Annotated in this window: 30 protein-coding genes and 1 tRNA gene; 23 read left to right on the plus strand and 8 right to left on the minus strand. The window is 69.0% G+C overall.

The window, feature by feature from the left end; all coding sequences use genetic code 11:
• Window positions 1-5: 5 nt before the first annotated feature.
• Window positions 6-641 carry a GNAT family N-acetyltransferase gene (locus tag AB4Z48_RS06000; RefSeq protein ID WP_441612966.1) on the minus strand — a complete coding sequence of 212 codons (636 nt, stop codon included), beginning with the start codon at window positions 639-641 and terminating at the stop codon, window positions 6-8.
• Between the two features lie 204 nt (window positions 642-845).
• On the opposite strand from AB4Z48_RS06000, the gene AB4Z48_RS06005 reads away from it, so the two are divergent.
• Together AB4Z48_RS06005 and arsC are read left to right on the plus strand one after the other, a co-directional pair.
• Window positions 846-1,751 carry a LysR family transcriptional regulator gene (locus AB4Z48_RS06005; protein WP_441612967.1) on the plus strand — a complete coding sequence of 302 codons (906 nt, stop codon included), beginning with the start codon at window positions 846-848 and terminating at the stop codon, window positions 1,749-1,751.
• Between the two features lie 81 nt (window positions 1,752-1,832).
• A complete protein-coding gene (gene arsC, locus AB4Z48_RS06010; RefSeq protein ID WP_441612968.1) occupies window positions 1,833-2,192 on the plus strand; it encodes an arsenate reductase (glutaredoxin) in 360 nt (119 codons plus the stop codon).
• A gap of 165 nt (window positions 2,193-2,357) precedes the next feature.
• On the opposite strand, the gene AB4Z48_RS06015 is transcribed toward arsC, so the two are convergent.
• The 3 genes from AB4Z48_RS06015 to AB4Z48_RS06025 form a co-directional block, all read right to left on the minus strand.
• Window positions 2,358-2,618 carry a hypothetical protein gene (locus AB4Z48_RS06015; protein ID WP_441612969.1) on the minus strand — a complete coding sequence of 87 codons (261 nt, stop codon included), beginning with the start codon at window positions 2,616-2,618 and terminating at the stop codon, window positions 2,358-2,360.
• Between the two features lie 179 nt (window positions 2,619-2,797).
• On the minus strand, window positions 2,798-3,424 hold the full coding sequence (locus AB4Z48_RS06020; protein ID WP_441612970.1) for an exonuclease: 627 nt from the start codon (window positions 3,422-3,424) through the stop codon (window positions 2,798-2,800).
• Between the two features lie 41 nt (window positions 3,425-3,465).
• Entirely contained in the window at window positions 3,466-4,116 is a 651-nt protein-coding gene (locus AB4Z48_RS06025; RefSeq protein WP_441612971.1) for an MBL fold metallo-hydrolase, read from the minus strand.
• A 306-nt stretch (window positions 4,117-4,422) separates the two neighbouring features.
• Here AB4Z48_RS06025 and AB4Z48_RS06030 point away from each other — a divergent pair, with 306 nt between their 5' ends.
• Window positions 4,423-5,223, plus strand: a complete 801-nt coding sequence (locus tag AB4Z48_RS06030) for a septal ring lytic transglycosylase RlpA family protein (RefSeq protein WP_441612972.1) — start codon at window positions 4,423-4,425, stop codon at window positions 5,221-5,223.
• 58 nt (window positions 5,224-5,281) lie between these two features.
• On the opposite strand, the gene rsmI is transcribed toward AB4Z48_RS06030, so the two are convergent.
• Window positions 5,282-6,199 carry a 16S rRNA (cytidine(1402)-2'-O)-methyltransferase gene (gene rsmI / locus AB4Z48_RS06035; protein ID WP_441612973.1) on the minus strand — a complete coding sequence of 306 codons (918 nt, stop codon included), beginning with the start codon at window positions 6,197-6,199 and terminating at the stop codon, window positions 5,282-5,284.
• Window positions 6,200-6,214: 15 nt separating this feature from the next.
• Between rsmI and AB4Z48_RS06040 the strand changes: the two genes are divergently transcribed.
• The 20 genes from AB4Z48_RS06040 to AB4Z48_RS06135 all read left to right on the plus strand — a co-directional run bounded on the left by AB4Z48_RS06040 (window position 6,215) and on the right by AB4Z48_RS06135 (window position 20,799).
• Window positions 6,215-6,595, plus strand: a complete 381-nt coding sequence (locus AB4Z48_RS06040; protein ID WP_441612974.1) for a YraN family protein — start codon at window positions 6,215-6,217, stop codon at window positions 6,593-6,595.
• Between the two features lie 103 nt (window positions 6,596-6,698).
• On the plus strand, window positions 6,699-7,286 hold the full coding sequence (locus tag AB4Z48_RS06045; RefSeq protein ID WP_441612975.1) for a phosphoheptose isomerase: 588 nt from the start codon (window positions 6,699-6,701) through the stop codon (window positions 7,284-7,286).
• Window positions 7,287-7,374: 88 nt separating this feature from the next.
• Window positions 7,375-8,214 (plus strand): BON domain-containing protein, encoded by an 840-nt coding sequence (locus tag AB4Z48_RS06050; RefSeq protein ID WP_441612976.1) that lies wholly within the window; start codon window positions 7,375-7,377, stop codon window positions 8,212-8,214.
• A 187-nt stretch (window positions 8,215-8,401) separates the two neighbouring features.
• Window positions 8,402-8,755, plus strand: a complete 354-nt coding sequence (locus AB4Z48_RS06055) for a c-type cytochrome (protein WP_441612977.1) — start codon at window positions 8,402-8,404, stop codon at window positions 8,753-8,755.
• A 152-nt stretch (window positions 8,756-8,907) separates the two neighbouring features.
• On the plus strand, window positions 8,908-10,185 hold the full coding sequence (locus tag AB4Z48_RS06060) for an FCSD flavin-binding domain-containing protein (protein WP_441612978.1): 1,278 nt from the start codon (window positions 8,908-8,910) through the stop codon (window positions 10,183-10,185).
• Window positions 10,186-10,274: 89 nt separating this feature from the next.
• A complete protein-coding gene (locus tag AB4Z48_RS06065; RefSeq protein ID WP_441612979.1) occupies window positions 10,275-10,682 on the plus strand; it encodes an ArsR/SmtB family transcription factor in 408 nt (135 codons plus the stop codon).
• Between the two features lie 116 nt (window positions 10,683-10,798).
• Window positions 10,799-12,160: a sulfite dehydrogenase gene (gene soxC, locus AB4Z48_RS06070; protein ID WP_441612980.1), complete on the plus strand. Its 1,362-nt coding sequence runs from the start codon at window positions 10,799-10,801 to the stop codon at window positions 12,158-12,160.
• Window positions 12,144-13,193 carry a c-type cytochrome gene (locus tag AB4Z48_RS06075; protein WP_441612981.1) on the plus strand — a complete coding sequence of 350 codons (1,050 nt, stop codon included), beginning with the start codon at window positions 12,144-12,146 and terminating at the stop codon, window positions 13,191-13,193. The genes soxC and AB4Z48_RS06075 overlap by 17 nt, the downstream gene beginning before the upstream one ends.
• A 102-nt stretch (window positions 13,194-13,295) precedes the next feature.
• A complete protein-coding gene (locus AB4Z48_RS06080) occupies window positions 13,296-13,625 on the plus strand; it encodes a c-type cytochrome (RefSeq protein ID WP_441612982.1) in 330 nt (109 codons plus the stop codon).
• Window positions 13,626-13,790: 165 nt separating this feature from the next.
• Window positions 13,791-14,246, plus strand: coding sequence for a thiosulfate oxidation carrier protein SoxY (gene soxY, locus AB4Z48_RS06085; protein ID WP_441612983.1), 456 nt, complete (start codon window positions 13,791-13,793; stop codon window positions 14,244-14,246).
• 58 nt (window positions 14,247-14,304) lie between these two features.
• Complete coding sequence (soxZ, locus tag AB4Z48_RS06090; RefSeq protein ID WP_441612984.1) at window positions 14,305-14,616, plus strand: thiosulfate oxidation carrier complex protein SoxZ; 312 nt, start codon at window positions 14,305-14,307, stop codon at window positions 14,614-14,616.
• A gap of 109 nt (window positions 14,617-14,725) precedes the next feature.
• Window positions 14,726-15,190: a DsrE family protein gene (locus AB4Z48_RS06095; protein ID WP_441612985.1), complete on the plus strand. Its 465-nt coding sequence runs from the start codon at window positions 14,726-14,728 to the stop codon at window positions 15,188-15,190.
• Window positions 15,191-15,314: 124 nt separating this feature from the next.
• Window positions 15,315-16,157 carry a sulfur oxidation c-type cytochrome SoxA gene (gene soxA, locus AB4Z48_RS06100; protein WP_441612986.1) on the plus strand — a complete coding sequence of 281 codons (843 nt, stop codon included), beginning with the start codon at window positions 15,315-15,317 and terminating at the stop codon, window positions 16,155-16,157.
• A 16-nt stretch (window positions 16,158-16,173) separates the two neighbouring features.
• Window positions 16,174-16,878, plus strand: coding sequence for a sulfur oxidation c-type cytochrome SoxX (soxX, locus tag AB4Z48_RS06105; protein ID WP_441612987.1), 705 nt, complete (start codon window positions 16,174-16,176; stop codon window positions 16,876-16,878).
• A 10-nt stretch (window positions 16,879-16,888) separates the two neighbouring features.
• Window positions 16,889-17,419: a TlpA family protein disulfide reductase gene (locus AB4Z48_RS06110; RefSeq protein ID WP_441612988.1), complete on the plus strand. Its 531-nt coding sequence runs from the start codon at window positions 16,889-16,891 to the stop codon at window positions 17,417-17,419.
• Between the two features lie 82 nt (window positions 17,420-17,501).
• A complete protein-coding gene (gene soxB, locus AB4Z48_RS06115; RefSeq protein ID WP_441612989.1) occupies window positions 17,502-19,223 on the plus strand; it encodes a thiosulfohydrolase SoxB in 1,722 nt (573 codons plus the stop codon).
• Window positions 19,224-19,263: 40 nt separating this feature from the next.
• A tRNA-Ala gene (locus AB4Z48_RS06120) sits at window positions 19,264-19,339 on the plus strand.
• A gap of 345 nt (window positions 19,340-19,684) precedes the next feature.
• Window positions 19,685-20,137, plus strand: a complete 453-nt coding sequence (locus AB4Z48_RS06125) for an Ohr family peroxiredoxin (protein ID WP_441612990.1) — start codon at window positions 19,685-19,687, stop codon at window positions 20,135-20,137.
• Window positions 20,138-20,223: 86 nt separating this feature from the next.
• A complete protein-coding gene (locus AB4Z48_RS06130) occupies window positions 20,224-20,457 on the plus strand; it encodes a hypothetical protein (RefSeq protein ID WP_441612991.1) in 234 nt (77 codons plus the stop codon).
• A gap of 90 nt (window positions 20,458-20,547) precedes the next feature.
• Window positions 20,548-20,799 (plus strand): hypothetical protein, encoded by a 252-nt coding sequence (locus AB4Z48_RS06135; protein ID WP_441612992.1) that lies wholly within the window; start codon window positions 20,548-20,550, stop codon window positions 20,797-20,799.
• A 45-nt stretch (window positions 20,800-20,844) separates the two neighbouring features.
• On the opposite strand, the gene AB4Z48_RS06140 is transcribed toward AB4Z48_RS06135, so the two are convergent.
• The 3 genes from AB4Z48_RS06140 to AB4Z48_RS06150 form a co-directional block, all read right to left on the minus strand.
• Window positions 20,845-22,089: a hypothetical protein gene (locus AB4Z48_RS06140; RefSeq protein WP_441612993.1), complete on the minus strand. Its 1,245-nt coding sequence runs from the start codon at window positions 22,087-22,089 to the stop codon at window positions 20,845-20,847.
• A 2-nt stretch (window positions 22,090-22,091) separates the two neighbouring features.
• Window positions 22,092-23,921, minus strand: a complete 1,830-nt coding sequence (gene glmS, locus AB4Z48_RS06145; RefSeq protein WP_441612994.1) for a glutamine--fructose-6-phosphate transaminase (isomerizing) — start codon at window positions 23,919-23,921, stop codon at window positions 22,092-22,094.
• A gap of 93 nt (window positions 23,922-24,014) precedes the next feature.
• Window positions 24,015-24,458 (minus strand): hypothetical protein, encoded by a 444-nt coding sequence (locus AB4Z48_RS06150; protein ID WP_441612995.1) that lies wholly within the window; start codon window positions 24,456-24,458, stop codon window positions 24,015-24,017.
• Window positions 24,459-24,471 lie beyond the last annotated feature (13 nt).

The following is a 24,471-nucleotide window of genomic DNA, read 5'->3' on the forward strand; positions in this document are numbered from 1 at the left end:
AGGCGCTACAGCCTGGCGGCGTGCCCGGCCGGCAGGCTCTCGTCGCCGTCGCCCAGCGCGCGCTGCATCAGCACGGTATCGATCCACTGCCCGTGCTTGAACCCCACCGCCTGCAAGCGCCCGATGGTGCGGAAGCCCAAGCGCTCGTGCAGGGCCAGCGAGCCGGCGCCCTCGCCGCTGGCGGTGCAGGCCACCACCGCCACCATCTGCCGCCACGGGCCGTTCTCGCAGCGCGACACCAGCGCCGCCAGCAACGCCAGGCCAAGGCCCTGGCCGCGATGGCGTTCGTCGATATAGACCGAGTCCTCGATGGCAAAGCGGTAGGCGCTGCGCGTGCGGTAGGCCGAGGCATAGGCATAGCCGAGCACCTGGCCGCCGCGCTCGGCCACCAGGTAGGGCAGGCCCTGGCGCCTGACCTCGGCGTGGCGCAGGCGCATGTCGTCCACACCCGGTTCGACCTCCTCGAAGGAGGCGCGGCCATGGCGCACGTGGTGCGCGTAGATGGCCTGGATGGCGGGGATGTCGGCCGCGGTCGCATCGCGTACCGACGGGCTGGCGCCGCCCTGCACGGCGGCGGTGGCGTTGGCCACGGCCAGCGGCGTGGCCGAGGCTGCGGAAAGGGTGGCGAGAGGCGTCTTCATGGGCGGCAATGTCTGGGGCAGGAGCGAACCCCGGAGGGAACGCTGGGCGATCAGGTAGTGCCGCTACCTTACCGCGCCGCGATGCTATAAAGGAAGCTTCGCTGACTTATGCCGTGCATAAGTATTTCTTTGCCATTCGCCGCTTGCAGCTTGCCCGCTTGCCGCTTGCCCGATCCTGCTTGCCGCCGCCGTTCGCTATTTGCCATGCGCCACCTCAATCCCGATTTCCTGCAAGCGTTCGCCCTGGTCTGCGAGCTGGGCAGTTTCTCGGCCGCCGCCGAGCGCCTCGGCCTGAGCCAGCCGGCGGTCAGCCTGCAGGTGCGCCAGCTCGAGCAGCGCTACGGCCTGCGCCTGCTGGAGCGGGTGGGGCGCCGCGTGGTCGCCACCGCTGCCGGCGAAGACCTGCTGGCGCACGCGCGTGGCGTGGCCGGCGCGCTGGCGGCGGCCGACGACAGCATGGCGCGCCACGCAGGCGGCGTGATCGGGCGGGTGCGGCTGGGCACCGGGGCCACCGCCTGCATCTACCTGCTGCCCTCGGTGCTGCGCGAACTGCGCCGCACCCTGCCGGCGCTGGAGATCGTGGTCAGCACGCTCAATACCGGCGAAGCGCTCAAGGCGGTGGAAGACAATGCGCTGGACCTGGCTTTCGTCACGCTGCCGGCCGCGGGACGCACGCTGGACATCACGCCGGTGCTGCAGGACCCCTTCGTCGCCATCGGCCCTGCCGACGACGAGCCCTTGCCGGCCACCGTGGCGCCCGCCGACCTGGCCGGACGCCCGCTGGTGCTGTTCTCGCCCGGCGGCAATACGCGCCGGCTGGTGGACGAGTGGTTCCTGCGCGCCGGCATCAGCGCGCGTCCGGTGATGGAGCTGGACAGCGTGGAGGCCATCAAGGAACTGGTCGGCGCCGGCCTGGGTTATTCGGTACTGCCCGGCATGGCCCTGCCGCCCGGGCAGCCGCGCGCACGCATCGCCGTACGCCCGCTGGCACCGCCGCTGGCGCGCACGCTGGCGCTGGTGCTGCGCCATGACAAGCCGCTGCGTGCCGGGCTGCGGGCCACCGTGGCGGCCGTGCGCGCGCTTGCACCGGCCCGGGCGGGCGCCGGCTGAGCGGGATGCGGTCGCGCCGTGCCGCTTGTATAGTGCGGGTTTGCGCGTCCGTGCGCAGGGTATCGGACTAGGAAGACCGCCATGATCACCATCTATCACAATCCCCGCTGCTCCAAGTCGCGCGAGACGCTGGCGCTGGTCGAAGCTGCCGCAGCGCGGCTGGGCGAGCCCGTGGAAATCGTCGAATACCTGAAGACGCCGCCGACGCTGGCCACGCTCAAGCAGCTTCACACCATGCTCGGCGTGTCGGTGCGCGAAATGGTGCGCGACAACGAAGCGCCTTACAAGGAGCTGGGCCTGGCCGATCCGGGCCTCACCGATGCCGAGGTGCTGGACGCGGTCGCCGACAATCCCATCCTCCTGCAGCGTCCGGTGGTGGTGCGTAACCGCCGCGCGGCGATCGGGCGGCCGCCCAAGAACGTGGTGCCGCTGCTGGCCTGAGGTTGCCGCGGGCTGCAAACGGAAGTCCCCGGGCACGCGGGGCTTGCTAGCCCTGAGCCCCGCGGCGGGCAGATCGCACCCCGTCAATCCCTCAAATAAAACCGGCCCCCACGCAAGGTGGGGGCCGGCCCGGTCAGACAGACACGACTGCTTCAGGCGGGTCGTCTAATGAACACCCAGCCAGTGCATGGCCTCCTGACCGAAAGCGATTGCCGCAAGCACCACCAGCAGGATCACCAGCGTCACCGCGCTGACGTAGAGCGTGGCCTTGGCGACCTCGGCGTCTTCCTGCAGCGAATGCCAGTGCGCCTGGTCGCGGCGGGGGCGCTCCTCGCGCCTGTGTTGCATCGGATGTGGCCAGTGCAGGTGCGGCCAGTGCAGCCGGCCGGCCATTTGCCTGATATGCAGCTCCGGGTGGAAACGCATGGGCAACACCTCCTGGGCGTGGCACGCGCCGGCCGGGACGCTAGGGCCGTATATGGGATGGCGGCGTGGCAACCCGGAACGCGGATGGTTCGGGACCATATACGACTTAACTATAGGCGGCGCGACGCAGGATGCGAGCTTCGCGTGACATCGCGGTGCCCCGCCCGGCACCGCCCGGGTCAGCCCGGCGCGGTGCCGGGCGGGCTGACCGCCGCCGCCGCGGCCTCGCGCGCGCGCAACTCGGCCAGCATATTGCAGAACAGCGCGCCTTGCTCCAGCGCGTCGTCCAGCGCCACGTGCGTGTGCGGCAGGGGATCCTTCCAGGCCTCGGGCAGGGCGGGCTTGACCGTCTTGCGGTAAGGCAGGCCGGTCATGGCGAAGCCCAGCGTCTTGATGTCGAGCGCGGCCCAGCCGAACGGCGAGCGGCCGGCGAAGCGCATCATGTACCAGAACATCCAGGTGAAATCGAAGCCGGCCGGAAAGGCCACGAAGACTGGCTTGCCGGGCAGGCTTTCCACCCACTCCACATAGCGCACCATGGCCTGCGCCGGCGGCTCCGGGTTCTGGCGGCAGGCCGCCCAGGCTTCCGGCTGGGTCAGCCACCACTGCATCTGCGCCGGATGGCCGGCCGCGCCGGGCAGCGTCTCCAGGTTGGCCGAGAAGGTACCGAGCACGGTCTTGTCCGCCAGCATCGCCGCGGAGGCGAAGGACAGCATGGAGTGCGGGCCCGGGATGGGGCCATCGGCTTCCACGTCGGTGCTCACATAGATCTCGGGGCGGGTGTCGGGTGCCTGTCGCTTGGCCATGGCTGCTCGGAGAAGAGGAAGTCCGGAAAGGGCGGCGGCGCTCAGCCCGCGTCGATCAGGTGGTCCGCCACATAGGGATTGTTCTTGCGCTCGTCGCCGAACGTCGAGACCGGGCCGTGGCCGGGCACGAAGGTGACATCCTCACCGAGCGGCCAGAGATGCGTGCGGATCGAGCGGATCAGGTCGCCGTGGTTGCCGCGCGGAAAATCCGTGCGTCCGATCGAGCCGGCGAACAGCACGTCGCCGACGATGGCAAGCCGGTGCGCGCGCGAGAAGAACACCACGTGGCCCGGGGTGTGCCCGGGGCAATGGTAGACCTCCAGCGTCTCGCTGCCGAACTGCACGGTGTCGCCGGTATCGAGCCAGCGCTGGGGTTCGAACACTTCGGCATGGCCGAAGCCGAAGCGGTGCGTCTGCTCCGGCAACTGGTCGATCCAGAAGCGCTCGTCCTCATGCGGGCCCTCGATGGGGACGCCCAGCTCGCGCGCCAGTGCCGCGGCACCCGCGCAATGGTCCAGGTGGCCGTGCGTCAGGAAGATCTTCTCCAGCGTGACGCCGCGTTCCCTGAGCGCCGCGTGGATGCGCTCGAGGTCGCCGCCGGGGTCGGTTACCGCGGCCCGGCCGGTGGTCTCGTCGATCAGGAGCGCGCAGTTCTGCTGGAAGGGCGTAACGGGAATCAGGAGGACTTGCATGAGAAGGCGGGGATGGACCTGGAATGTGGGTTCTGCGTGCGCGCGAGCCGCCGGGCCGGCGCACGATGTCGTGCATTGTAGCGTCGGGCACACCGCCACGTCGGGCCGTGCCGGGCGGCTGCCGGCGCCGCGAAGCCATGCCCGCATCACACCGCAAAGCCTTGCCAGGACTGGGCCTGCGCCCCGCGGCCCGCTGCAACGGGTACGCCGTCGCGGCGGCTTTTTCGTGATTTTTCGATTTTGTTACAGACAATTCGTAACAAAATCAAGAGCATAGGCCCAACTGCCTGATGCTAGACTCGCGCGATGCCATGGTTACCACCCCTACTTTCCCGCCCCGGGCGGATCGCCCGACTGTGCCTGCACGCCACCTGTGCGCTGGCGCTGGCGGCCTGCGCCTTGCCTCCGGGAGGCGAAGAGCAGGAAAGCGCGCCGACCGCCACCACGGCCAAGCCTGCCAAGCCCGGCAAGGCCGCCAGGCCGGACAAAGGTGGCAGGGACGCCAGGTCCAATGGGCAGGATCAGGCGCAAAAAGATGGGGGGAAGGATAGCGGCAATGGCTGGGGCCTGTTCCGCTGGGGCGGCAACGACGGCCTCGCCGATGGCGGGCAGGGCTCGTTCGAGGGCTTGCGGCCCGATCTCGGCTCTTACGAGCAGCGCGGCACCGCTTCCTGGTATGGCAAAGGCTTCCACGGCCGCCGCACCGCCAACGGCGAGCGCTTCGACATGCGCGCGATGACCGCCGCCCATCCCTCGCTGCCGCTCGACAGCTGGGTGCTGGTCCGTAACCTGCGCAATGGCAAGGTAGCGGTGGTGCGCATCAACGACCGCGGCCCGTATCACAGCAACCGCGTGCTCGACGTCTCCTACGGCGCCGCCAGGCGTCTTGGCTTTACCGAGCACGGCTCGACCCAGGTGGAGATCCGCCGCCTGTCGCGCAGCGAGGTCGCCGCGCTGGGTCCGCAGATCGCGCCGGGCGACGATGCCGGCGGCGATGGCGGCGACGACGCCAATGGCGGCCCCGACCTGTCCGACAAGCCGGACGAGCAGCCCGTGCGCGTGGCCCGCAAGACGCGCAAGCCGGCGGCCCGGCGCAAGCACCGCTGAGCCTGCGATGCGGACCATGCAGCCTTGCCGGGTCCGCGCCGCGGCCGGCGCGCCGGTCCTAGTCTTCGCTGTCCGCGTCGTCGCCGGCCCGCTGCGCCAGCGCCAGCCGGTACAGCGCATCGGTGGGCGCGCCGGTGATGGCGGCGGCCAGCTTGGCGGCCCGCTTGGCCGGCAGCTCGGCCAGCAGCAGCCCCAGCACCTGCTGTGCGCGCGCATCGGGCTGGCCCGCATCCTGCGCGGCCGGCGCCGCGCCTTCGACCACCAGCACGAACTCGCCCTTGGCGCGCGACGCGTCCGCGGCCAGCCAGGCCGGCGCCTCGCCGACCGGCAGCACGGGAATTTCCTCGAACAGCTTGGTCAGCTCGCGGCCGATCAGCAGACGCCGCTCGCCGGGCAGCGCCGCAGCCAGCGCGGCCAGGGTATCGGCGATGCGGTGCGGTGCCTCATAGACGACCCAGGCGTGATCCAGCGTGGCCAGCGCGGCGATGGCTTCGGCGCGCGCGCGCGCCTTGGGCGGCAGGAAGCCGGCGAAGGTAAAGCGCCCGCCGCCGCTGTCCAGCATCTCGCCGGCCACCGACAGCGCGGCCACCGCGGCGCTCGGGCCGGGCAGCGGCACCACCTTGTGGCCGGCCGCGCGGGCCGCTTCCACCAGGCGCGCGCCGGGGTCGGAGATGCCGGGCGTGCCGGCGTCGGATACATAGGCAATGCGCTCGCCGGCGGCCAGGCGCGCATTGATGCGCTGGGCCGCCTCGCGCTCGTTGTGCTCGTGCACGGCCAGCAGGGGCCGGTGCAGGCCCACGCGCGTGAGCAGCTGGCCGGTGTTGCGGGTGTCCTCGCAGGCGATCGCGTCGGCCAGGCCGAGCACATGCAGGGCCCGCAGCGAGAGATCGGCCAGGTTGCCGATCGGCGTGGCCACCACGTACAGGGTGCCGGACGGGTAGGACTGGCCGGCCGCCAGGGAGATCCAGTCAGTCATGCTTGAGAACTTCCGTTGAATCCATCATTCAAATCCACCACGCAGGCGCAGGGCGCCCGCGCCGAGGCACGCGCGCTGGCCCACCTGGAGCGGCACGGCCTCGCGCTCGTGGTTCGCAATTATCGCTGCAAAGGCGGCGAGATCGACCTGATCATGCGCGAGGCCGACGGCACGCTGGTTTTCGTCGAGGTGCGCGAGCGCGCCAGCCGGACGTTTGGCGGGGCGGCGGCCAGCGTCACGCCGGCCAAGCAGCGGCGCATCCTGCTGGCGGCGGCCCACTTCCTGGCCGCGCAGCCGGCAGCGGGCGGCGAGCCGGGCTGCCGGCTCGACGTGGTGGCGCTGGAGCCGGGCCGGCTCGAATGGATCCGCGGCGCCTTCGGGGCCGATGGCGGCTAGCGGGCGGCAGCCCGCGCGGGCGGGTGCGTCATAATGCGCGGTATCGCGCGGCTCGCCCCGCGCCCGGACACAGGCAGCGACACCAAACAGGGCCGATCGAGCCATGCATATCGATAGCATCCAGCAACATTTCTTCGACAGCGCCGACACCATGCGCCAGGCCGCGCCGGTGATGGCACCCCATATCGCCGCGGCGATCGAGCGCATGGTGGGCGCGCTCACCAGCGGCAACAAGATCCTCGCCTGCGGCAACGGCGGCTCGGCCGCGGACGCCCAGCACTTCGCCGCCGAGCTGATCGGCCGCTTCGAGCGCGAGCGCCCGGGCCTGGCGGCGATCGCGCTGACCACGGACAGCTCCATCCTGAGCGCGGTCGGCAACGATTATGATTTCAGCGTGGTGTTTTCCAGGCAGGTGCAGGCGCTCGGCCAGCCGGGCGACGTGCTGCTGGCCATCTCCACCTCAGGCAACTCTGCCAACGTGGTGGCCGCGGTGATGGCCGCCAAGCAGCGCGACATGTGCGTGGTCGCGCTGACCGGCAAGGGCGGCGGCGAAGTCGCCGGCCTGCTCGACGAGTTCGACGTCAGCCTGTGCGTGCCCAGCGAGCGCACCGCGCGCATCCAGGAAGTCCACCTGCTGACCCTGCATTGCCTGTGCGACGGCATCGACGAGGCGCTGCTGGGCGAGGGCTGAGCCCGCCCGGCGCGCCACGCGCTGTCGCCATTTCCCGCAACCCTGCTTCATGGCCCATTTTTGCCTCACCGCTTTCAGCAAGGACCGCATGACGACTCTGCCCAACCCGCGTGAATCCCGCACCGTCCGGCCTGCCGGACGCCTGGCCCGCCTGGCCCGCACCGCCACCACGGTCGCGGTGCTGACGGTGGCCGCCACGCAGCTGGCCGGCTGCTTCCCGGTGCTCGCCGGCGCCATGGCCGGCGGCGTGACCATGGCCACCGACCGCCGGCCCACCGGCACCCAGGCCATCGACCGCGGCCTGCAGCTCGAGGCCGAGAACACACTGAACTCGCGCTACAACGGCCAGGCCCGCATCAGCGTCACGGTCTACAACCGCAAGGTGCTGCTGACCGGCGAGGCCAAGAACAACGACGTCAAGCAGCAGGTGGAGCAGTACGTGCGCGGCCTGCCCAATGCGCGCGAGGTGATCGACGAGCTGGAGATCGTGTCGTCGCCTTCGTTCGCCACGCAGAGCCAGGACACGTATATCACCAGCAAGGTCAAGACCATGCTGATCACCACCGAAGGCATCCCGTCCAACTCGATCAAGGTCGTCACCGAGAAGGGCGTGGTCTACCTGATGGGCGTGGTCACCCCGGCCGAGGGCGACCGCGCCACCGACGTGGCGCGCAATGCCAGCGGCGTGGTCAAGGTGGTCAAGGCCTTCGACTACGTGAGCGAGACAGAACGCGCCAGGCTCGATGCCACCGCCAGCTCGCAGAACCCGCCGCAGGGCGAGAGTTCCGGCGCGGCACCGGCCCAGCCCGCGCAGCCGGCACCGGTCCAGCCGGCGCCCGACACCACGGCGCCCGGCGCCACCAGCAGCCCGGTCGCGGCGCCGGTCAGCTCCCCGGTGGCGCTGCCGCCGGGCCGCAACCTGCCCTGAGGCGGGCAGCGGGGCGGGTGACGCGCAAAGCTGGCCCCCGGCTCGCCTTTGCGCGTACCCGTTACAGCGCCGGCATATCAGCGCGGCGGCGCAATCCGCGGTTCGATCTGCGGATTGCGCATCACATTGGCCCGCCCGATATGATAGGGTTTGGCACGCCGCCCGGCGCGGCACCGGAGCCGATCCCATGATCCCCATTTCCGTACGAGCGATCCCTTTCGTCACCCTTGTCGTTGCCGCGCTCGCGCTGCTGGCCACGGCCCGGGCCGCGCACGCGCAAGCCGCCCAGGAGGCGGGCGCCACCGCGCTGCAGGCGCGCGACTGGGCCGCCGCCTGCGCTGGCTGCCACGGCCCCGCCGGGCGCGCGCCGGCCAACAGCGCGGTGCCGGGCCTGGCCGGCCGCAGCCGCTCCGAACTGGTCCGGCAGATGCAGGACTTCAAGCAGGGCAAGCGCGAAGCCACCGTCATGCAGCAGATCGCCAAGGGCTACACCGACCAGCAGATCGAGGCGATCGCGGCCTGGTTCGCCGCAGTCCGCTAAGAGGCACTGTCAAACATATCCTGGCGTCGCTGCGCGGCCTTGCCGGACCGCTTGCACTGTCTGCGGCCGCGCGCCTGTCCAGGACCGCTTCGCTTCATCTCGACGGCGCCTCCAGGGCGCGCTGAAATCCGGCCAGGCCAGGAGAACTTCCCATGCAAAGACGCGAATTCCTCGGCACGCTCGCCGGCACGGCGCTGCTCGGCGCGCAGGCGATGCAGGCGACGCGGGCGGCCGCCGCCACCCGCGCGGCAAAAGTGGTGGTGGTGGGCGGCGGCTATGGCGGCGCCACGGCGGCGCGCTACCTGCGCGAATGGAGCGGGCACGGCATCGAGGTCACGCTGGTCGAGCCCGATGACCGCTTCGTCTCGTGCCCGCTTTCCAATCTTGTGCTCGGCGGCAGCAAGGCCATTGGCGACATCACCTTGTCCTACGATGCGCTGGCCGGGCGCCACGGCGTGAAGGTGGTGCGCGACCATGTCAGCGCGATCGACGCGGCGCGCCGCGTGGTGCGGCTCGCCGGCGGCGGCACCCTTTCCTATGACCGGCTGGTGCTGTCGCCCGGCGTGGAGGTGCTGTCCGGCGCGATTCCCGGCCTCGGCAAGCCCGGCGGCGAACAGATCCTGCACGCCTGGAAGGCGGGGCCGCAGACCGTCGCCCTGCGCCGCCAGCTCGAAGCCATGCGCGACGGCGGCACCTTCGCCATCACCATCCCCCTCGCACCCTACCGCTGCCCGCCCGGCCCGTACGAGCGCGCCTGCCTGGCGGCGGACTACTTGCTGCGCGCCAAGCCGCGCAGCAAGGTGCTTATCCTCGACGCCAACCCGGATGTCACCTCCAAGGGCGCGCTGTTCAAACAGGTCTGGGCCACGCGCTACAAGAACATGATCGAGTACCGGCCGCAGTACGACACGGTCGACGTCGATCCCGCCACGGGCACGCTCAAGTTCGACGTGCAGGACGACGAGCGCGCCGACGTGATCAACCTGCTGCCGCCGCAGCGCGCCGGCGCGATCGCCGTGGCCAGCGGGCTGGCCACGGCCAACGGCAAGTGGTGCGAGGTGGATTTCCTTACCTTCGAGGCCAAGGCCGCGGCCAATATCCATGTGCTCGGCGACGCCATCCAGATCGCACCGCTGATGCCGAAGTCGGGCCATATGGCCAACCAGCACGGCAAGGTCGCCGCCGCGGCCATCGTCGCGCTGCTGGCGGGGCGGGCGCCCAATCCGCAGCCGCTCTACAACAACACCTGCTACAGCTTCACCTCGGCGCGCGAGGCCATCCACATCGCCAGCGTGCATCGCTACGACGCGCAGGAGCGCACCATGGTCACGGTGCCCGGCGCGGGCGGGCTGTCGCCCGCGCCCAACGCGCTGGAAGGCATCTACGCGCAGGCGTGGGCCGATGCCATCTGGCGCGACATGCTCGGATAAGGCGAGGGTGCGGGTGCGGGCGACCGGCTTGCATTTCGGGCATCACGCAGCGCACACGCGGAAATGCACCACACCGGTGTAAACACTATATGCGCAATCACGCATATACGAATATATTGAACGCCATGGACGAGATGGATCGCGTATTCGAGAAGGTATCCGGGTATTTCAGCCTGCTTGCCGAACCCACCAGGCTGAAGATCCTGCACGCCCTGTGCGACGGCGAGAAGCCGGTCGGCACCGTGGTGGATACGGTGGGCTCGTCGCAGACCAATGTGTCGCGTCATCTCACCGCCATGTACCGCGCCGGCGTGCTGTCGCGGCGCAAGGAAGCGAACCTGGTGTTCTACGCCATCGCCGACGAAAGCGTGGTGGAGCTGTGCCGCACGGTGTGCGTGCAGGTGGCCAGCCGGCTCGAAGACAGCGCCTTGCCCGCGGGCATGGTCGACCGCTTCATGCCGCAGGCCGCGCCCGCGCCGCGCAGGCGGGCCCGCTAGCGCCGCGGCCACGGCGCCAGGCTTGTACCGGCGCCCCGTGCGAGACGGGCGCCGCACGACAACAGGCATGCCGGCGGCACATCCCGTGCCGCACGAGCGGGCCGGAGGAGACCGCAGTGCCGGACCAGATCCGCCCCGGACGCATCGTGCGCGCGCCGGAGCATTTCGTCAGCGCATCGCTACGTCAGGACGTCGCGCAGCACGGCTGGGGAGAGCCCGGCAGCGCGCGCCGCGACTTCCTGCGCACCAGCTTCCTGGGCGCCGCCGCGGCGCTGGCGGCCGGTGTCGGCGGCAAGGCGCGCGCCGCCGGCAGCGCCGGCGACGACGCCATCCTCACCCCGCAGCCGTGGGCCACCTCGCTGGGCCAGCCGGTCGCCGCGCACCCCTACGGCCAGCCTTCGGCCTATGAGAAAAACCTGGTGCGGCGCGAATCGCCGGGGCTCACGCGGGTCTCCGCCGCCTCGGTGGCGTTCGCGCCGCTGCAGGGCTTCTTCGGCATCATCACGCCCAACGGCCTGCACTTCGAGCGCCACCACCAGGGCTGGCAGGACATCGACCCGGCGCGCCACCGCCTGATGCTCAATGGCCTGGTCAGGACGCCGCGCGTCTACACCATGGACGACCTGATGCGCCTGCCGGCCGTGTCGCGCATGCATTTCATCGAGTGCGGCGCCAACACCGGCATGGAGTGGGGCAACGTGGCGGTGCCGACCGTGCAGTACACGCACGGCATGCTGTCGTGCTGCGAGTTCACCGGGGTGCCGCTCAAGGTCCTGCTCGACGATGCCGGCGCGGACTTCAGGCGCGGGCGCTTCCTGCTGGCCGAGGGCGGCGACGGCTCGGGCATGACGCGCACCATCCCGATGGAGCTGGCCGACGAGATCATCGTCGCCTGGGGCATGAACGGCGAGATGCTGCGCCCCGAGAACGGCTACCCGCTGCGCCTGGTGGTGCCGGGCGTGCAGGGCGTGTCGTGGGTCAAGTGGCTGCGCCGGCTCGAGCTGGGCGACCAGCCGTGGAACACCAAGGACGAGACCGTGCACTACGTCGACATGATGCCGGACGGCAAGCTGCGGCAGTACACCTCGGTCCAGGAATGCAAGTCCGTCATCACCACGCCCTCGGGCGGGCAGCAGATGGTGGGGCGGGGCTTCTACAACATCAGCGGGCTGGCATGGTCGGGCCGCGGGCGCGTGCGCCGCGTCGATGTCTCCGTGGACGGCGGGCGCAACTGGCGCAGCGCGCGGCTGGAGACGCCGGTGCTGTCCAAGTGCCTGACGCGCTTCAACCTGGACTGGGTGTGGGACGGCGCGCCCGCCATCCTGCAAAGCCGCGCCGTCGACGAGACGGGCTACGTGCAGCCGCGCCTGGCGCAATTGCGCGCGGTGCGCGGCGCGCGCTCGATCTATCACAACAATGCCATCCAGAGCTGGCAGGTGTCCGATAGCGGCGAGGTCTCCAATGTCCACGTGGATTGAGTCCGCGCGCTTGCGCGCGCTCGCCCTCGCCCTTGCTGCGACGGCCGCGCTGGCGTCCCTGCATGCGATCGCCGCGCCTGCAGCCAGTGCCGCACGTGCCGCGCTCGGCCGCCCCGCCACCGAAGCCGAGGTCAAGGCCTGGGACATCGACGTGCGGCCGGATTTCCGGGGCCTGCCGCACGGCAGCGGCACGGTGGCGCAGGGCCAGGCCATCTGGGACGGCAAGTGCGCCTCCTGCCACGGCGACTTCGGCGAATCCAACGAGGTGTTCTCGCCCATCGTCGGCGGCACCACGGCCGACGACATCAAGCGCGGGCGGGTCGCGTCCCTGACCGGCAACCAGCCTTACCGCACCACCCTGATGAAGGTCAGCACGGTCAGCACGCTGTGGGACTACATCCACCGCGCCATGCCGTGGAACGCGCCGCGCAGCCTGTCGGCGGACGAGGTCTACGCGGTCACCGCCTACCTGCTCAACCTGGGCGATATCGTGCCGGCGGATTTCACGCTGTCGGAGCGCAACATCGGCGAGGTGCAGCAGAAGATGCCGAACCGCGACGGCATGACGCTGCAGCACGGCATGTGGCCCGGGCGCGGCCGGCCCGATACGCGCAACACGGCTTGCATGCGCCATTGCGCGGACGCGGTGAAGGTGGTGTCGTCCATGCCCGCCTATGCGCGCGACGCGCACGGCGATCTCGCCGCCCAGCAGCGCACCGTGGGGCCCACGCGCGGCGTGGCGGCCGGTGGCGCACCGGCGGCGGCAACGGGCGGGACAGCCCTGGCGGCAGGCGCGAAACTGGCCGGGCAGTACCAGTGCACCGCCTGCCATGCGCCGGACCGCAAGCTGGTGGGTCCGAGCTTTGCCGACATCGCGCGCAAGTACCAGGGCCAGGACGCGCTCGACGCGCTGGCCGGCAAGATCAGGGCCGGCGGGCAGGGCGCCTGGGGCAGCATGCCGATGCCGCCCCAGGCGCAGATTCCCGATTCGGACCTGCGCACCGTGGTGGGGTGGATTCTTGAGGCAAAATAGCGCACTGGCCGCTTCCATGCCCCGGTGGTGCGGCCGGCATGCCGCCGCGCAAGCGTGCGGCTCACCGCCGTCCCCACGGCTCTCACGATTCGGAGCAGAAACATGAAGCAGTTTGTCATTGCAACCCTGATGCTGGCCTGCGCGGCCTCGGCCAACGCAGCTGTCGACGCCGCCAAGGCCCAGGAAATCGCCAACAAGAATGCCTGCATGGGTTGCCACCAGGTCGACAAGAAGCTCGTCGGCCCGGCTTACAAGGATGTGGCTGCAAAGTACAAGGGCGACAAGAACGCCCTGGCCACGCTGACCAAGAAGGTCAAGGCCGGTGGTGCGGGGGTCTGGGGTCCGGTCCCGATGCCTGCCAACGCGGGCCTGAGCGATGCCGACCTGAAGACGGTCGTCGAGTGGGTGCTGGCAGGCGCCCCGGCGAAGTAAGGCATCCAGGGCAAGCCCTGCCCGGACCGGCCACGGCTTCGGGACCCCAGGGGGCGCGCAAACGTCCCCGAAGACAGGCGGCGATGCACCGCCCGCTGCCGCGCCGCACGGCGCGGCGGCCATGAAAACCAAGCCGGAACGAAAAACGCAGGAGTACGGGAAACAATGAATTCGAAACGACGAGACGTGCTGCGGGTCACCTCGGTGCTCGCCCTGATGGCCGCCACCGGCCTGATCAGCGAAGCCCAGGCTGCCGAGTGGAACAAGACCGCCTTCGACGGCAAGAGCGTGGCCGACGTGATCAAGGCGCTTGGCGGCAGCAGTACCGAGAAGAGCACCGCCATCGTCTTCACCGCGCCCGATATCGCCGAGAACGGCGCCGTGGTGCCGGTCGCCGTGACCAGCAACATCCCCGGCACCGAGCAGATCGCCATTCTGGTGGAAAAGAACCCCAATACGCTGGCCGCGGATTTCACCATCCCGGCGGGCACCGAGCCCTTCGTCTCCACCCGCGTGAAGATGGGGCAGACCTCGGTGATATACGCCGCCGTCAAGGCTGGCGGCAAATGGTATGTGGCGTCCAAGGAAATCAAGGTGACGCTCGGCGGCTGCGGCGGCTGAAGCCCGCGCCGCCCACCGAACCTACCGCACCCGAACCATCACCGAGAGAGCAGAGAACATGGCAGACCCGATGCGCGTACGCGCCGCCGAGAATGGCGGCGTGGTCGACGTGAAGATCCTGATGAAGCACGACATGGAAACCGGCCAGCGCAAGGACGCGAACGGCAAGACCATCCCGGCCTGGCATATCCAGAGCGTGACGGTCCAGTGCAAGGGCAAGGACGTGTTCCAGGCCCAGTTCGGCCCGGCCGTCTCCAAGGATCCGTTCCTGAACTTCAAGTTCAAGGGCGGCGCCAAGGGCGACAAGGTCACGGTGACGTGGATCGACAACCGCGGCGACAAGCGGACCGACGAAGCCACCATTTCCTGACCCCACCCGGGCAAGCGGCCGGCGGCATCCTCTGCTATGGTTCAGGTCGAATGTCGGGCCCGGGCCGGCGCATGTTGCGCGCGGGGGCGCGACCGGAAGGATAGCGATCATGCGGCGAGCATTCATTCGGGCCACGGCGGCGCTGGCGGCCATCGGCCTGTCGGCCAAGGCGGCGGCCCAGGCGGCCCCGGCGGCGGCACCGGCTGCGGGCAAGGGCAAACGCGTCAAGGTGGTCTATCAGTTGTCAGAAGGCACGGACCAGGCAGTGCGCGCGATGGGCAACCTGCGCAATCACCTGAACGGCGCCCCCGACACCAAGATCGTGGTGGTGGCGCTGGGCTACGGCGTGGATTTCATCATCGACGGCGCGCGCGATGCGCGCGGCAATACCTTCGAGGCGGCGATCGCCTCGCTGGCCAGCTCGGGCGTGGAGTTCCGCGTCTGCCGCAACACGCTGACGGCGCGCAAGATCCCGGAGTCCAGCCTGTCGATGGAAGCCAAGGTCGTGCCGGCCGGCGTGGTCGAAGTGGCGCGCCTGCAGTTCGAGGAAGGCTACGCGTATATCAAGCCCTGAGCGCCGTCTCGCACCTGACGGGCACGGCGCCGGGAAGACGGCAGCGCAAAGACGAGCAATAAGACGGCCCGCGCAGCTGGCGCCACATGGCGGCAGCCTCGCAAGGCCACGAGGAGAGAGCCCCATGAAAACCATCAGACGCCGCCACGCGGGCGCCGCGCTGGCGCTGGCCGGCACCGTGGCGCTGGCCATCACGGCCGCCGCCACCGCACCGGCGGTGCACGCCCAGGGCAGCACCGCGGAGGAAATCGCCAAGTACCGGCAGATGCTGGCCGAAGGCAATCCCGCCGAGCTGTGGGAAGCCGCCGGCGAGGAGCTGTGGAAAAAGCCCGCCGGGCCGAAGAACGCTTCGCTCGAGCAATGCGACCTCGGCAAGGGCCCGGGCGTGACCAAGGGCGCCTACGCCGAGCTGCCGCGCTTCTTCAAGGACACCGGCCGCGTGATGGACCTGGAGCAGCGCCTGGCCTACTGCCGCGTGACGCTGCAGGGCCTGACGCAGGAAGAGGCGCTGAAGAACCCGTTTGGCTCCACCGGCAAGCCGTCCGACATCGAGCGCCTGGCCTCCTTCCTGGCCGGCGAATCGCGCGGCGTGAAGATGAACGTGCAGCTCAGCCACCCCGAGGAAAAGCGCGTCTACGCACTCGGCCAGAAGATGTTCTTCTATCGTGGCGGCGCCTACGACTTCGCCTGCGCCACCTGCCACGCCGTGGACGGCCAGCGCATCCGTCTGCAGGAACTGCCCAACCTGCTGACCCCGCAGGGCGCGCAGGCGGCCTACACCACCTGGCCGGCCTACCGCGTCTCCCAGGGCGAGGTACGCACGATGCAGCACCGCCTCTACGATTGCCTGCGCCAGCAGCGCTTTCCCGAGCCCGCCTATGGTTCCGACGTGATCACCGCGCTGAGCCTGTTCCTGGCGAAGAACGCCAACGGCGGCACCTACGATGGCCCGGCCTTGAAGCGCTGAGCCAGGGAGAGCACAAATGAACCAAGCCAAACAAGCGAAGCGAGCCGCGCTCGCCGCCACCGCCGCCCTCGCCATGCTGGCCTGCGCGGGCACCGCCCATGCCCAGGACAGCGTGAAGCCCGTCAAGGCCAGGGCCACCGCGAAAGCGGCCGCGGCCACCACGACCGCCGCGGTGAGCGATGCCGACATGAAGAAGCTCATCGATGGCTCCTTCTCGTCCAAGGGACCCGCCACGGTGGAAGGCGTGCTCGACCGCGATGCCATGCAGAAGGCGTGCAGCGACTACCCAGACCGCACCAAGGTGCCGGCCGCGGTGGCCAGGAAGATCGAGGCCATCGAGCTCAAGCAGGTCAAGTACCCGGCCGACGGCCAGTACCTCGGCGACTGGAAGGAAGGCGAGAAGACCGCGCAGAACGGGCGCGGCATGCAGTTCTCGGATCCCGTCGGCGGCGTCAACGGCGCCAACTGCTACGCCTGCCACCAGATGACCAAGGCCGAGATCTCCTTCGGCAATATCGGCCCCTCGCTGTACCAGTACGGCAAGCTGCGTGGCAATTCGCAGGAAGTGGTCAGGTACACCTGGGGCAAGATCTGGGATTCCAGCGCGTACACGGCCTGCTCCAACATGCCGCGCTTCGGGCACAAGGGCATCCTCACCGAGCAGCAGATCCGCGACGTGATGGCGCTGCTGCTCGACCCGGCCTCGCCGGTGAACCAGTAAGGACGCCGCCATGAAGCCCACCCGCCTCGCGCGCGGCATCGGCGGCACGCTGCTGCTCGCCGCGCTGGCGTGGAGCGGTGCTGCCGCTGCGCTCGAGGTAGGCGACATCGTGCACCTGCCGGCGGTGCGGCTGCTCGACGGCAGCACCGTGGCGCCGGCGCAGTGGGCCGGCAAGCCGCTGGTGCTGGAGGTGTGGGCGTCGTGGTGCCCGTTCTGCGCCCTGCAGAACCCGCGCCTGCAAAAGCTCTACGACAGCACGGGCGGCGCCAGGGGCGGGCTGCAGGTGCTGGCCGTCAGCATCGACAAGGAGCCGAAGGAGGCCAGTGCCTACATGGCCCGGCACGGCTACACCTTCCCCGCCGCCATGGACACGCCCGCGCTGCGCGCCGTGCTCGGCAAGCGGCGCGGGCTGCCGGAGCTGTACGTGATCGACGCCGGCGGCAAGGTAGTGCAGAAGGAAGTCGGCGAGATGCTGGAAGAAGAAGTCGCGGCGCTGGGCAGGCATGCGCAGCCGGCGATGAAGCCGCAACCGGCACGGTAGCGGCGAGGCGGCAGACCACGACAGACGCCGGGCCGCGCGCTGCTGCACGCTGGCACCGGCGCGCAATCCACAGGAAGAGACAATGAACCGACGCGAGTTCCTGCAGGTGCTGGCCATCGCCGGTGCCGGCGGCATGGCCTTTCCCGCCACCGACGCGCAGGCCGCACAGGCCGCGGGCAAGCTCTATGACGTGCCGCGCTTCGGCAATGTGCACCTGCTGCATTTCACCGACTGCCACGCCCAGCTGCGCCCGCTGTATTTCCGCGAGCCCAACGTCAACCTCGGCGTGGGCGATTACGCCAGCAAGCCGCCGCACCTGGTCGGCCAGGCGCTGCTGCGCCAGTACGGCATCGCCCCCGGCAGCGCCCAGGCGCACGCCTTCACCTATCTCGATTTCACCGAGGCCGCGCGCCGCTACGGCAAGGTAGGCGGCTTTGCCCATCTGGCCACGCTCGTGAAGCAGCTCAAGGCCGGCCGCCCCGGCGCGCTGCTGCTCGACGGCGGCGATACCTGGCAAGGCTCCGCCACCGCGCTGTGGACGCGCGGGCAGGACATGGTCGACGCCGCGCTCGCGCTCGGCGTGGACGTGATGACGCCACACTGGGAAATGACGCTCGGCGCCGAGCGCGTCACCGAGATCGTCGAGCGCGACTTCAAGGGCAAGGTCGCCTTCCTCGCGCAGAACATCAAGACCAACGACTTCGGCGACCCGGTCTTCGATCCCTTCGTGATCCGCGAGATGAACGGCGTGCCGGTCGCCATCATTGGCCAGGCCTTTCCCTACACGCCCATCGCCAACCCGCGCTACTTCGTGCCCGACTGGACCTTCGGCATCCAGGAGGAAAACCTGCAGCAGGTCATCGGGCAGGCGCGCGCCAAGGGCGCGCAGGTGGTCGTGCTGCTCTCGCACAACGGCATGGACGTGGACCTCAAGCTCGCCTCGCGCGTGCGCGGGCTCGACGCCATCCTCGGCGGCCACACCCACGATGGCATGCCCGCGCCGGTGGCGGTCAGGAACGCCGGCGGCACCACGCTGGTCACCAACGCCGGCTCCAACGGCAAGTTCCTCGGCGTGCTCGACTTCGACGTCAGGGGCGGCAAGATCCGCGATTTCCGCTACCGCCTGCTGCCGGTGTTCGCCAACTACCTCGCCGCCGACCCGGCCATGGACGCGCTCATCGCCCGCGTGCGCGCACCGTACGAAAAGCAGCTCGGCGAAGTGCTGGCGCGCAACAGCGGCCTGCTGTACCGGCGCGGCAATTTCAACGGCACCTTCGACCAGCTCATCCTCGACGGCCTGATGGAAGTGCAGGGTGCCGAGATCGCCTTCTCGCCCGGCTTTCGCTGGGGCACCACGCTGCTGCCCGGGCAGGCCATCACGATGGAACACCTGATGGACCAGACCGCCATCACTTATCCGCACACCACCGTCACCAGCATGACGGGCGAGACCATCAAGACCATCCTGGAAGACGTGGCGGACAACCTGTTCAACCCCGATCCGTACTACCAGCAGGGCGGCGACATGGTGCGCGTGGGCGGCCTGCAGTACACCATCGAACCCAACGCAGGCATGGGCCGGCGCATCACCGACATGCGCCTCAAGGGCCAGCCCGTCGATGCCGCGAAGACCTACAAGGTTGCCGGCTGGGCCCCGGTTTCCGAAGAGGCCCGCCAGTCCGGCAGCCCACCGGTCTGGGACCTGATGGCCCAGTGGCTGCGCGCCTCCGGAGAGGTCACGGCCAGGCCGCTGAACCTGCCGATCGTGCGTGGCATGGACGGCAACACCGGCACCGCGGCATGATTGATACGACGAGGAAAACTGCGCTACAATCGTTCGTCATGGGCCGATAGCTCAGCTGGGAGAGCGCTGCGTTCGCAATGCAGAGGTCGGGAGTTCGATCCTCCTTCGGTCCACCAAATTCAAGGGCTTAGCACTGTGCTAGGCCCTTTTTCTTACCCGAAGCCGATTTGTTGTCCAAAATCCGCCCAACTGGCTCCCAGGGCCTGTTCACCCGGAAGTGTCCGGGAAACCGCGCCCGTTGGTGAGTTCGCGTGCGGTAGCGCTCACTGCACAAGTTCCGGCCAGCCTGGTCACGGGGGAGATGGCGACGGCCGCGCCCCTGGCGCTTTCCCCCGCTCCGCTGCGGGCACTCGATATTTTTCCTTGACAAGGCCAGACGCATGTTCCATTATGCATTCCATCGCATGCGATCAAATCGAATACGATACAAACAAACCAGACAAGCAACGGAGATTCAATCCATGAGCAAGATCGAGAAAGTCCTCTTCACCGGCAAGACCCACACCACCCACAGCAACGCCGGCGTTACCTCGCGCGGCCACAATGGCGCGCTGGACATTGCGCTGTCGCCTGGCAACAGCGCCACCCCGGAGCACGTGTTCCCTGCCGTCCAGTCGCATCCGACCGCGGAACAGCTGTTCGCGGGCGCCTGGTCGGCGTGCTACATCGCCGCGGTCGGCCTGGTGGCCAAGGAAATGAAGCTGGAGCTGCCGTCCGACCTGTCCGTGGATATCGAAGTCGACCTGGGCATGACCGGCGCGGAGTACTTCCTGCAGGCACGGCTCAACCTGCGCGTGCCGGGCCTGCCGCAGGATGTCGCGACGGAACTGGCCCACGTCGCCGATGCAATCTGCCCCTACTCGAAGGCGACGCGCGGCAATATCGACGTGGCGCTGAACGTCTTTACGTCGTGATTCCCTGACCGTCTTACCATCACATATACATCGTATGCGATGCAATCGCATACGGTAATAACTCACCCGAAACGAGAATGCATACCATGAGCACGATCACCACCATCGCCCGCTGCGCCACTGTCGCCGTCGCCCTGCTGAACGCTGCCGCCGTGCAAGCCGCGGGTTGGTCCAATGCAGGCGCGCGCGATCCTTTCACGAGTGGCGCCCGCTCGGTCACCGGCGTAGCCGATCCGTACTCCGATGGCGCGCGCAGCCCATACACGGACGGTGCCAGGGTCGGCAGGTTCGACCCTTACACCGATGGCGCCCGTACCTGAGACCGGTGAAATCCACTGACAAGGTGGCCGCCGCGAGCACAGCGCTGTCGTGAAAGATAGCGGACGAACAAGCACACAGGATCCATTGCCATGACCAGCACAGCCGCCCCGTACCGCCCCATCAGCTGCGAGTTCCACGACCGCCTGGAAGACCTCGCCACCGTGCGCAAGCCCGTGCAGATCCACTATCGTGACGCCGATGGCACACCACAGCAGCGCACCGCCACCATCACCGACGTGTACGGCCGCGGTGGCGTTGAATACCTGACGCTCAAGACTGGGGAGACCCTGCGCCTGGATCAGCTCGTAAAAGTCGACGGCGAGACACTGGCGGACTACTGAGCAAAGACAGTGCACAGGAGAAAGACCTGATGCAGTCCCGGTTCCCTATCCGCACAGGTCCGCCGCCGTCGGTGGCGTCATCCGGCCCGGATCGAAGTCGGCTTCGCGCAGCCCCTCCGGCGTCAGCGACACCCAGTGCAGTACCGTCGGTGAGCGGGAGCGCACCAGGCCAAGGCTGCCCTGGATGGTCCACGGAATCGGCGATGCCTGGCTGCCGCGCAGCTCGACGGCATCGGCCGACAGTTTCAGCTGGAGCAGGCGGCCGTCCTGCGCGGGCGTGAACGCCGTATCGCCGACCACCGTGATGCCGGCCTCGCGCACGCTGGCAGGCATGCAGGCGAGCGAGGCGGTCACCTTGCCGCCGGCGTCGAGCAGATGGGCGAAGCCCTTGCCCGCACCGGTCGTGCCCACCACCAGGAAGCGCTTGAGGTCCGGGACGTAGGTCACGCCATAGGTGTAGTACTTCAGGTTGTCGTTCAGCACCTGTGTGCCGGTCAGCGCGCCATCGCTTGGCCGATAGGCCGCCGTCTTCAGCCTGGCGTGCGTCTCGCCGGGGACGAACTCCTGCCAGGCCAGCAAGGCGTGGTCTTCCGAACCGGCGATCAATGGCCACCATTCACGCTTGTCCCGAGCCACGTCGGTGCTGCGCAGCAACTGCCCGTTGGCGTCGTAGGCCTTGAGGTAGACGCCGTTGCCGGTGCCCAGGTTGTCCACGCCGCCGCCGTCGATCCAGTCGTCCGAGTAGAACACCACGAAGCTCTCGCCTACCCGCGCGACGTGCCCGGAGTGCCCGCCGGACCAGACGTCGACCGACTTCGCCTGTTGCGGCTGCAGGTCCGCGGCGTACACGCGGTAACGCTGGCTGACACCGTTGGCGGTATTCGAGCCGTCCTCGAAGGTCAGCATGATGCGGCCCGCGCCATTCTGCGCTACCGAGACCGGCTCCTGGGCTTCCTTCTCCGCCACCAGCAGCCTTGGCTTGCCCAGGTTCGCCTGCGAAGGCCTCCATTCGGCCACATAGATGTCGTGGCTCCAGTTGCGATTACGATCCGGCCCGCGCGGCGGCAGGCCGGAACTGCTGAAGAAGACGTAGGTGACATCCCCGGGGCCGGCCGCCGCGCCGATGCCGTGCATATAGGCGCGCTGATCGACATCGGGGCGGACCTTGGCCGGCGCGCGGGCGTCGTTGCGGCCGGCGCCGCGGCTGTCGTTGCGCGCGCCCGCCGGCGCGCACAACAGCGCGCCGGCGAGCACTAGCGTCGCGCTTCGCATCATGGCGAACGAGCTCATCGCTACTCCACCGTGACGGACTTGGCCAGATTGCGAGGCTTGTCCACATCGGTCCCGCGTGCGCAGGCGGTGTGGTAGGCCAGCATCTGCAGCGGCACCACATGCAGGATCGGCGAGAGCAGCCCGTAGTGCTCCGGCATGCGGATGACGTGCAGCCCGGGCGCACTGACGATCATGCTGTCGGCGTCGGAGAAGACGTAGAGCTCACCGCCGCGTGCGCGCACTTCGTGCAGGTTGGACTTGAGCTTCTCCAGCAGGGCATCGTTGGGCGCGACCGCCACCACCGGCATCTCCTCCGTCACCAGCGCCAGCGGCCCGTGCTTGAGCTCGCCGGCGGCATAGGCCTCGGCATGGATGTAGGAAATCTCCTTGAGCTTCAGCGCGCCCTCCAGCGCGATGGGGTAGTGGATGCCGCGCCCGAGGAACAGCGCATTCTCCTTGCGCGCCAGCGAGCCTGCCCAGGCGATGATCTGCGGCTCCAGCGCCAGCACGCCGTTCAGTGCCGCCGGCAGGTGATGCAGCTGCTGCAGCATGACGGCCTCCTGCCAGGCGCCGAGCAGGCCGCGCTGCTTGGCCAGCGTGGCCGCCAGCACGAACAGCCCGACCAGCTGGGTGGTGAACGCCTTGGTCGAGGCAACCCCGATCTCGGCGCCGGCGCGGGTCAGGAAATGCAGGTTCGCCTGGCGCATGATGGCGCTGCCGGCGACATTGCAGACCGCCAGCGCATGGCGGTGGCCAAGCGCCTGCGCGTGCTTGAGCGCTGCCAGCGTGTCCGCCGTCTCGCCGGACTGCGAGATCACCAGCACCAGCGTGCGCGGGTTCGGCACACTGTCGCGATAACGGTACTCGCTGGCGATTTCCACGCTGGTGGGCATCCGCGCGATCGACTCCAGCCAGTATTTGGCGGTCAGGCCGGAGTGGTAGCTGGTGCCGCATGCGAGGATCAGCACTGAATCGATGTCGGCGAACGCGCCCTCGGCCTGCTCCCCGAACAGGGCAGGCGCGAACCCTTCCAGGTGTTCGGTGGAGTCGGCGATGACGGCCGGCTGCTCGAAGATCTCCTTCTGCATGTAGTGCTGGTACGGACCGAGCTCCACGGCGGAGGCGGTCGCTTCGATCTTGCGGATCTCGCGGCTGACCGCCTCGCCTTCGGCGTCCAGGATATGCACGCCGTCCCGCGACAGCGAGACCAGGTCCCCTTCCTCGAGGTAGATGAAATGCTCGGCGCTGCCGGTCAGCGCCATGGTGTCGGAGGCAAGGTAGTTGCCGTCGTCGCCCAGGCCCACCACCAGTGGCGATCCCGAGCGCGCGCCGATCACCAGGTCCGGCTGGTTGCGCGAGAACACGGCGATGGCGTAGGCGCCATGCAGCTGGGCGAGGGCGAGCCGCACGGCCTTGCACAGGTCGCCGCCGCCTTCGTGGTGAAAGCAGTGGTGCACCAGGTGCGCGATGACCTCGGTGTCGGTCTGCGAATCGAACTCGTAGCCGCGTGCGCGCAGCGATTCACGCAGCGCATCGTGATTCTCGATGATGCCGTTGTGAACCAGGGCGATCTCGCCGCTGGAGAAGATCGGGTGGGCATTGCGGGTAAGCGGCGCGCCATGGGTCGCCCAGCGCGTGTGGGCAATCCCGATGGTGCCTTCGAGCCGGGTCTGCCCGACCTGCTCCGCCAGCTTGGCCACGCGCGACATGCTGCGCGCGCGCCTGGGTTCTCCGTCCTGCAGCACGGCGATGCCGCAGGAGTCGTAGCCGCGATATTCCAGGCGCCGCAATCCTTCCAATAGGACCGGTGCCACATTACGTTGCGCGATAGCGCCGACAATGCCACACATGATGATTCCCCGTGAGAATACAGAAGTTGGTTCGCGCTGGCCTCGCGCGGCAACCTCCTGGCTGCCTGCGCGAGGCCGAACCGCCGATGCTGGTCAGGCCGCCTCCCTCTGCAGTTGTGCCACGTGCGAAACGAGGCCGTCCTCGTCGTGATAGGCCACCAGCCGGCGGCCGGTGCCCACCGACAGCACCACATCCTTGGCCAGGTCGAGCGTGGAGCCGGGCACGGTGCGGGCCTTGCGCATCGGGTCCACCTCGCTCTTCTCCAGGCGTCGCACCAGGGTCCACACCGTGAACACCAGGCCCATGCCAAGGATGGTCAGGGCATCGGGAACGATCTCCTTGAGCGAGAACTCGGTGCTCCCCGCCGAGACCACGCACCAGTAGATGTAGAACGCAGCCGCCACCCAGATCGATGCCAGCACCACGGGCCGTACCAGGCGGTACCAGACATATCGTCGGATTGCCTTGCCTCGCGCATGCTGTTGCAGATACTGCTGCAACGTCGTGCCGGATGCGTCAATGATCGGTTCTTTCATTTCTCACTCCTCC

Origin of the sequence: Cupriavidus sp. 2TAF22, from assembly GCF_052115045.1 — a bacterium.
Classification (GTDB): Bacteria; Pseudomonadota; Gammaproteobacteria; order Burkholderiales; family Burkholderiaceae; genus Cupriavidus.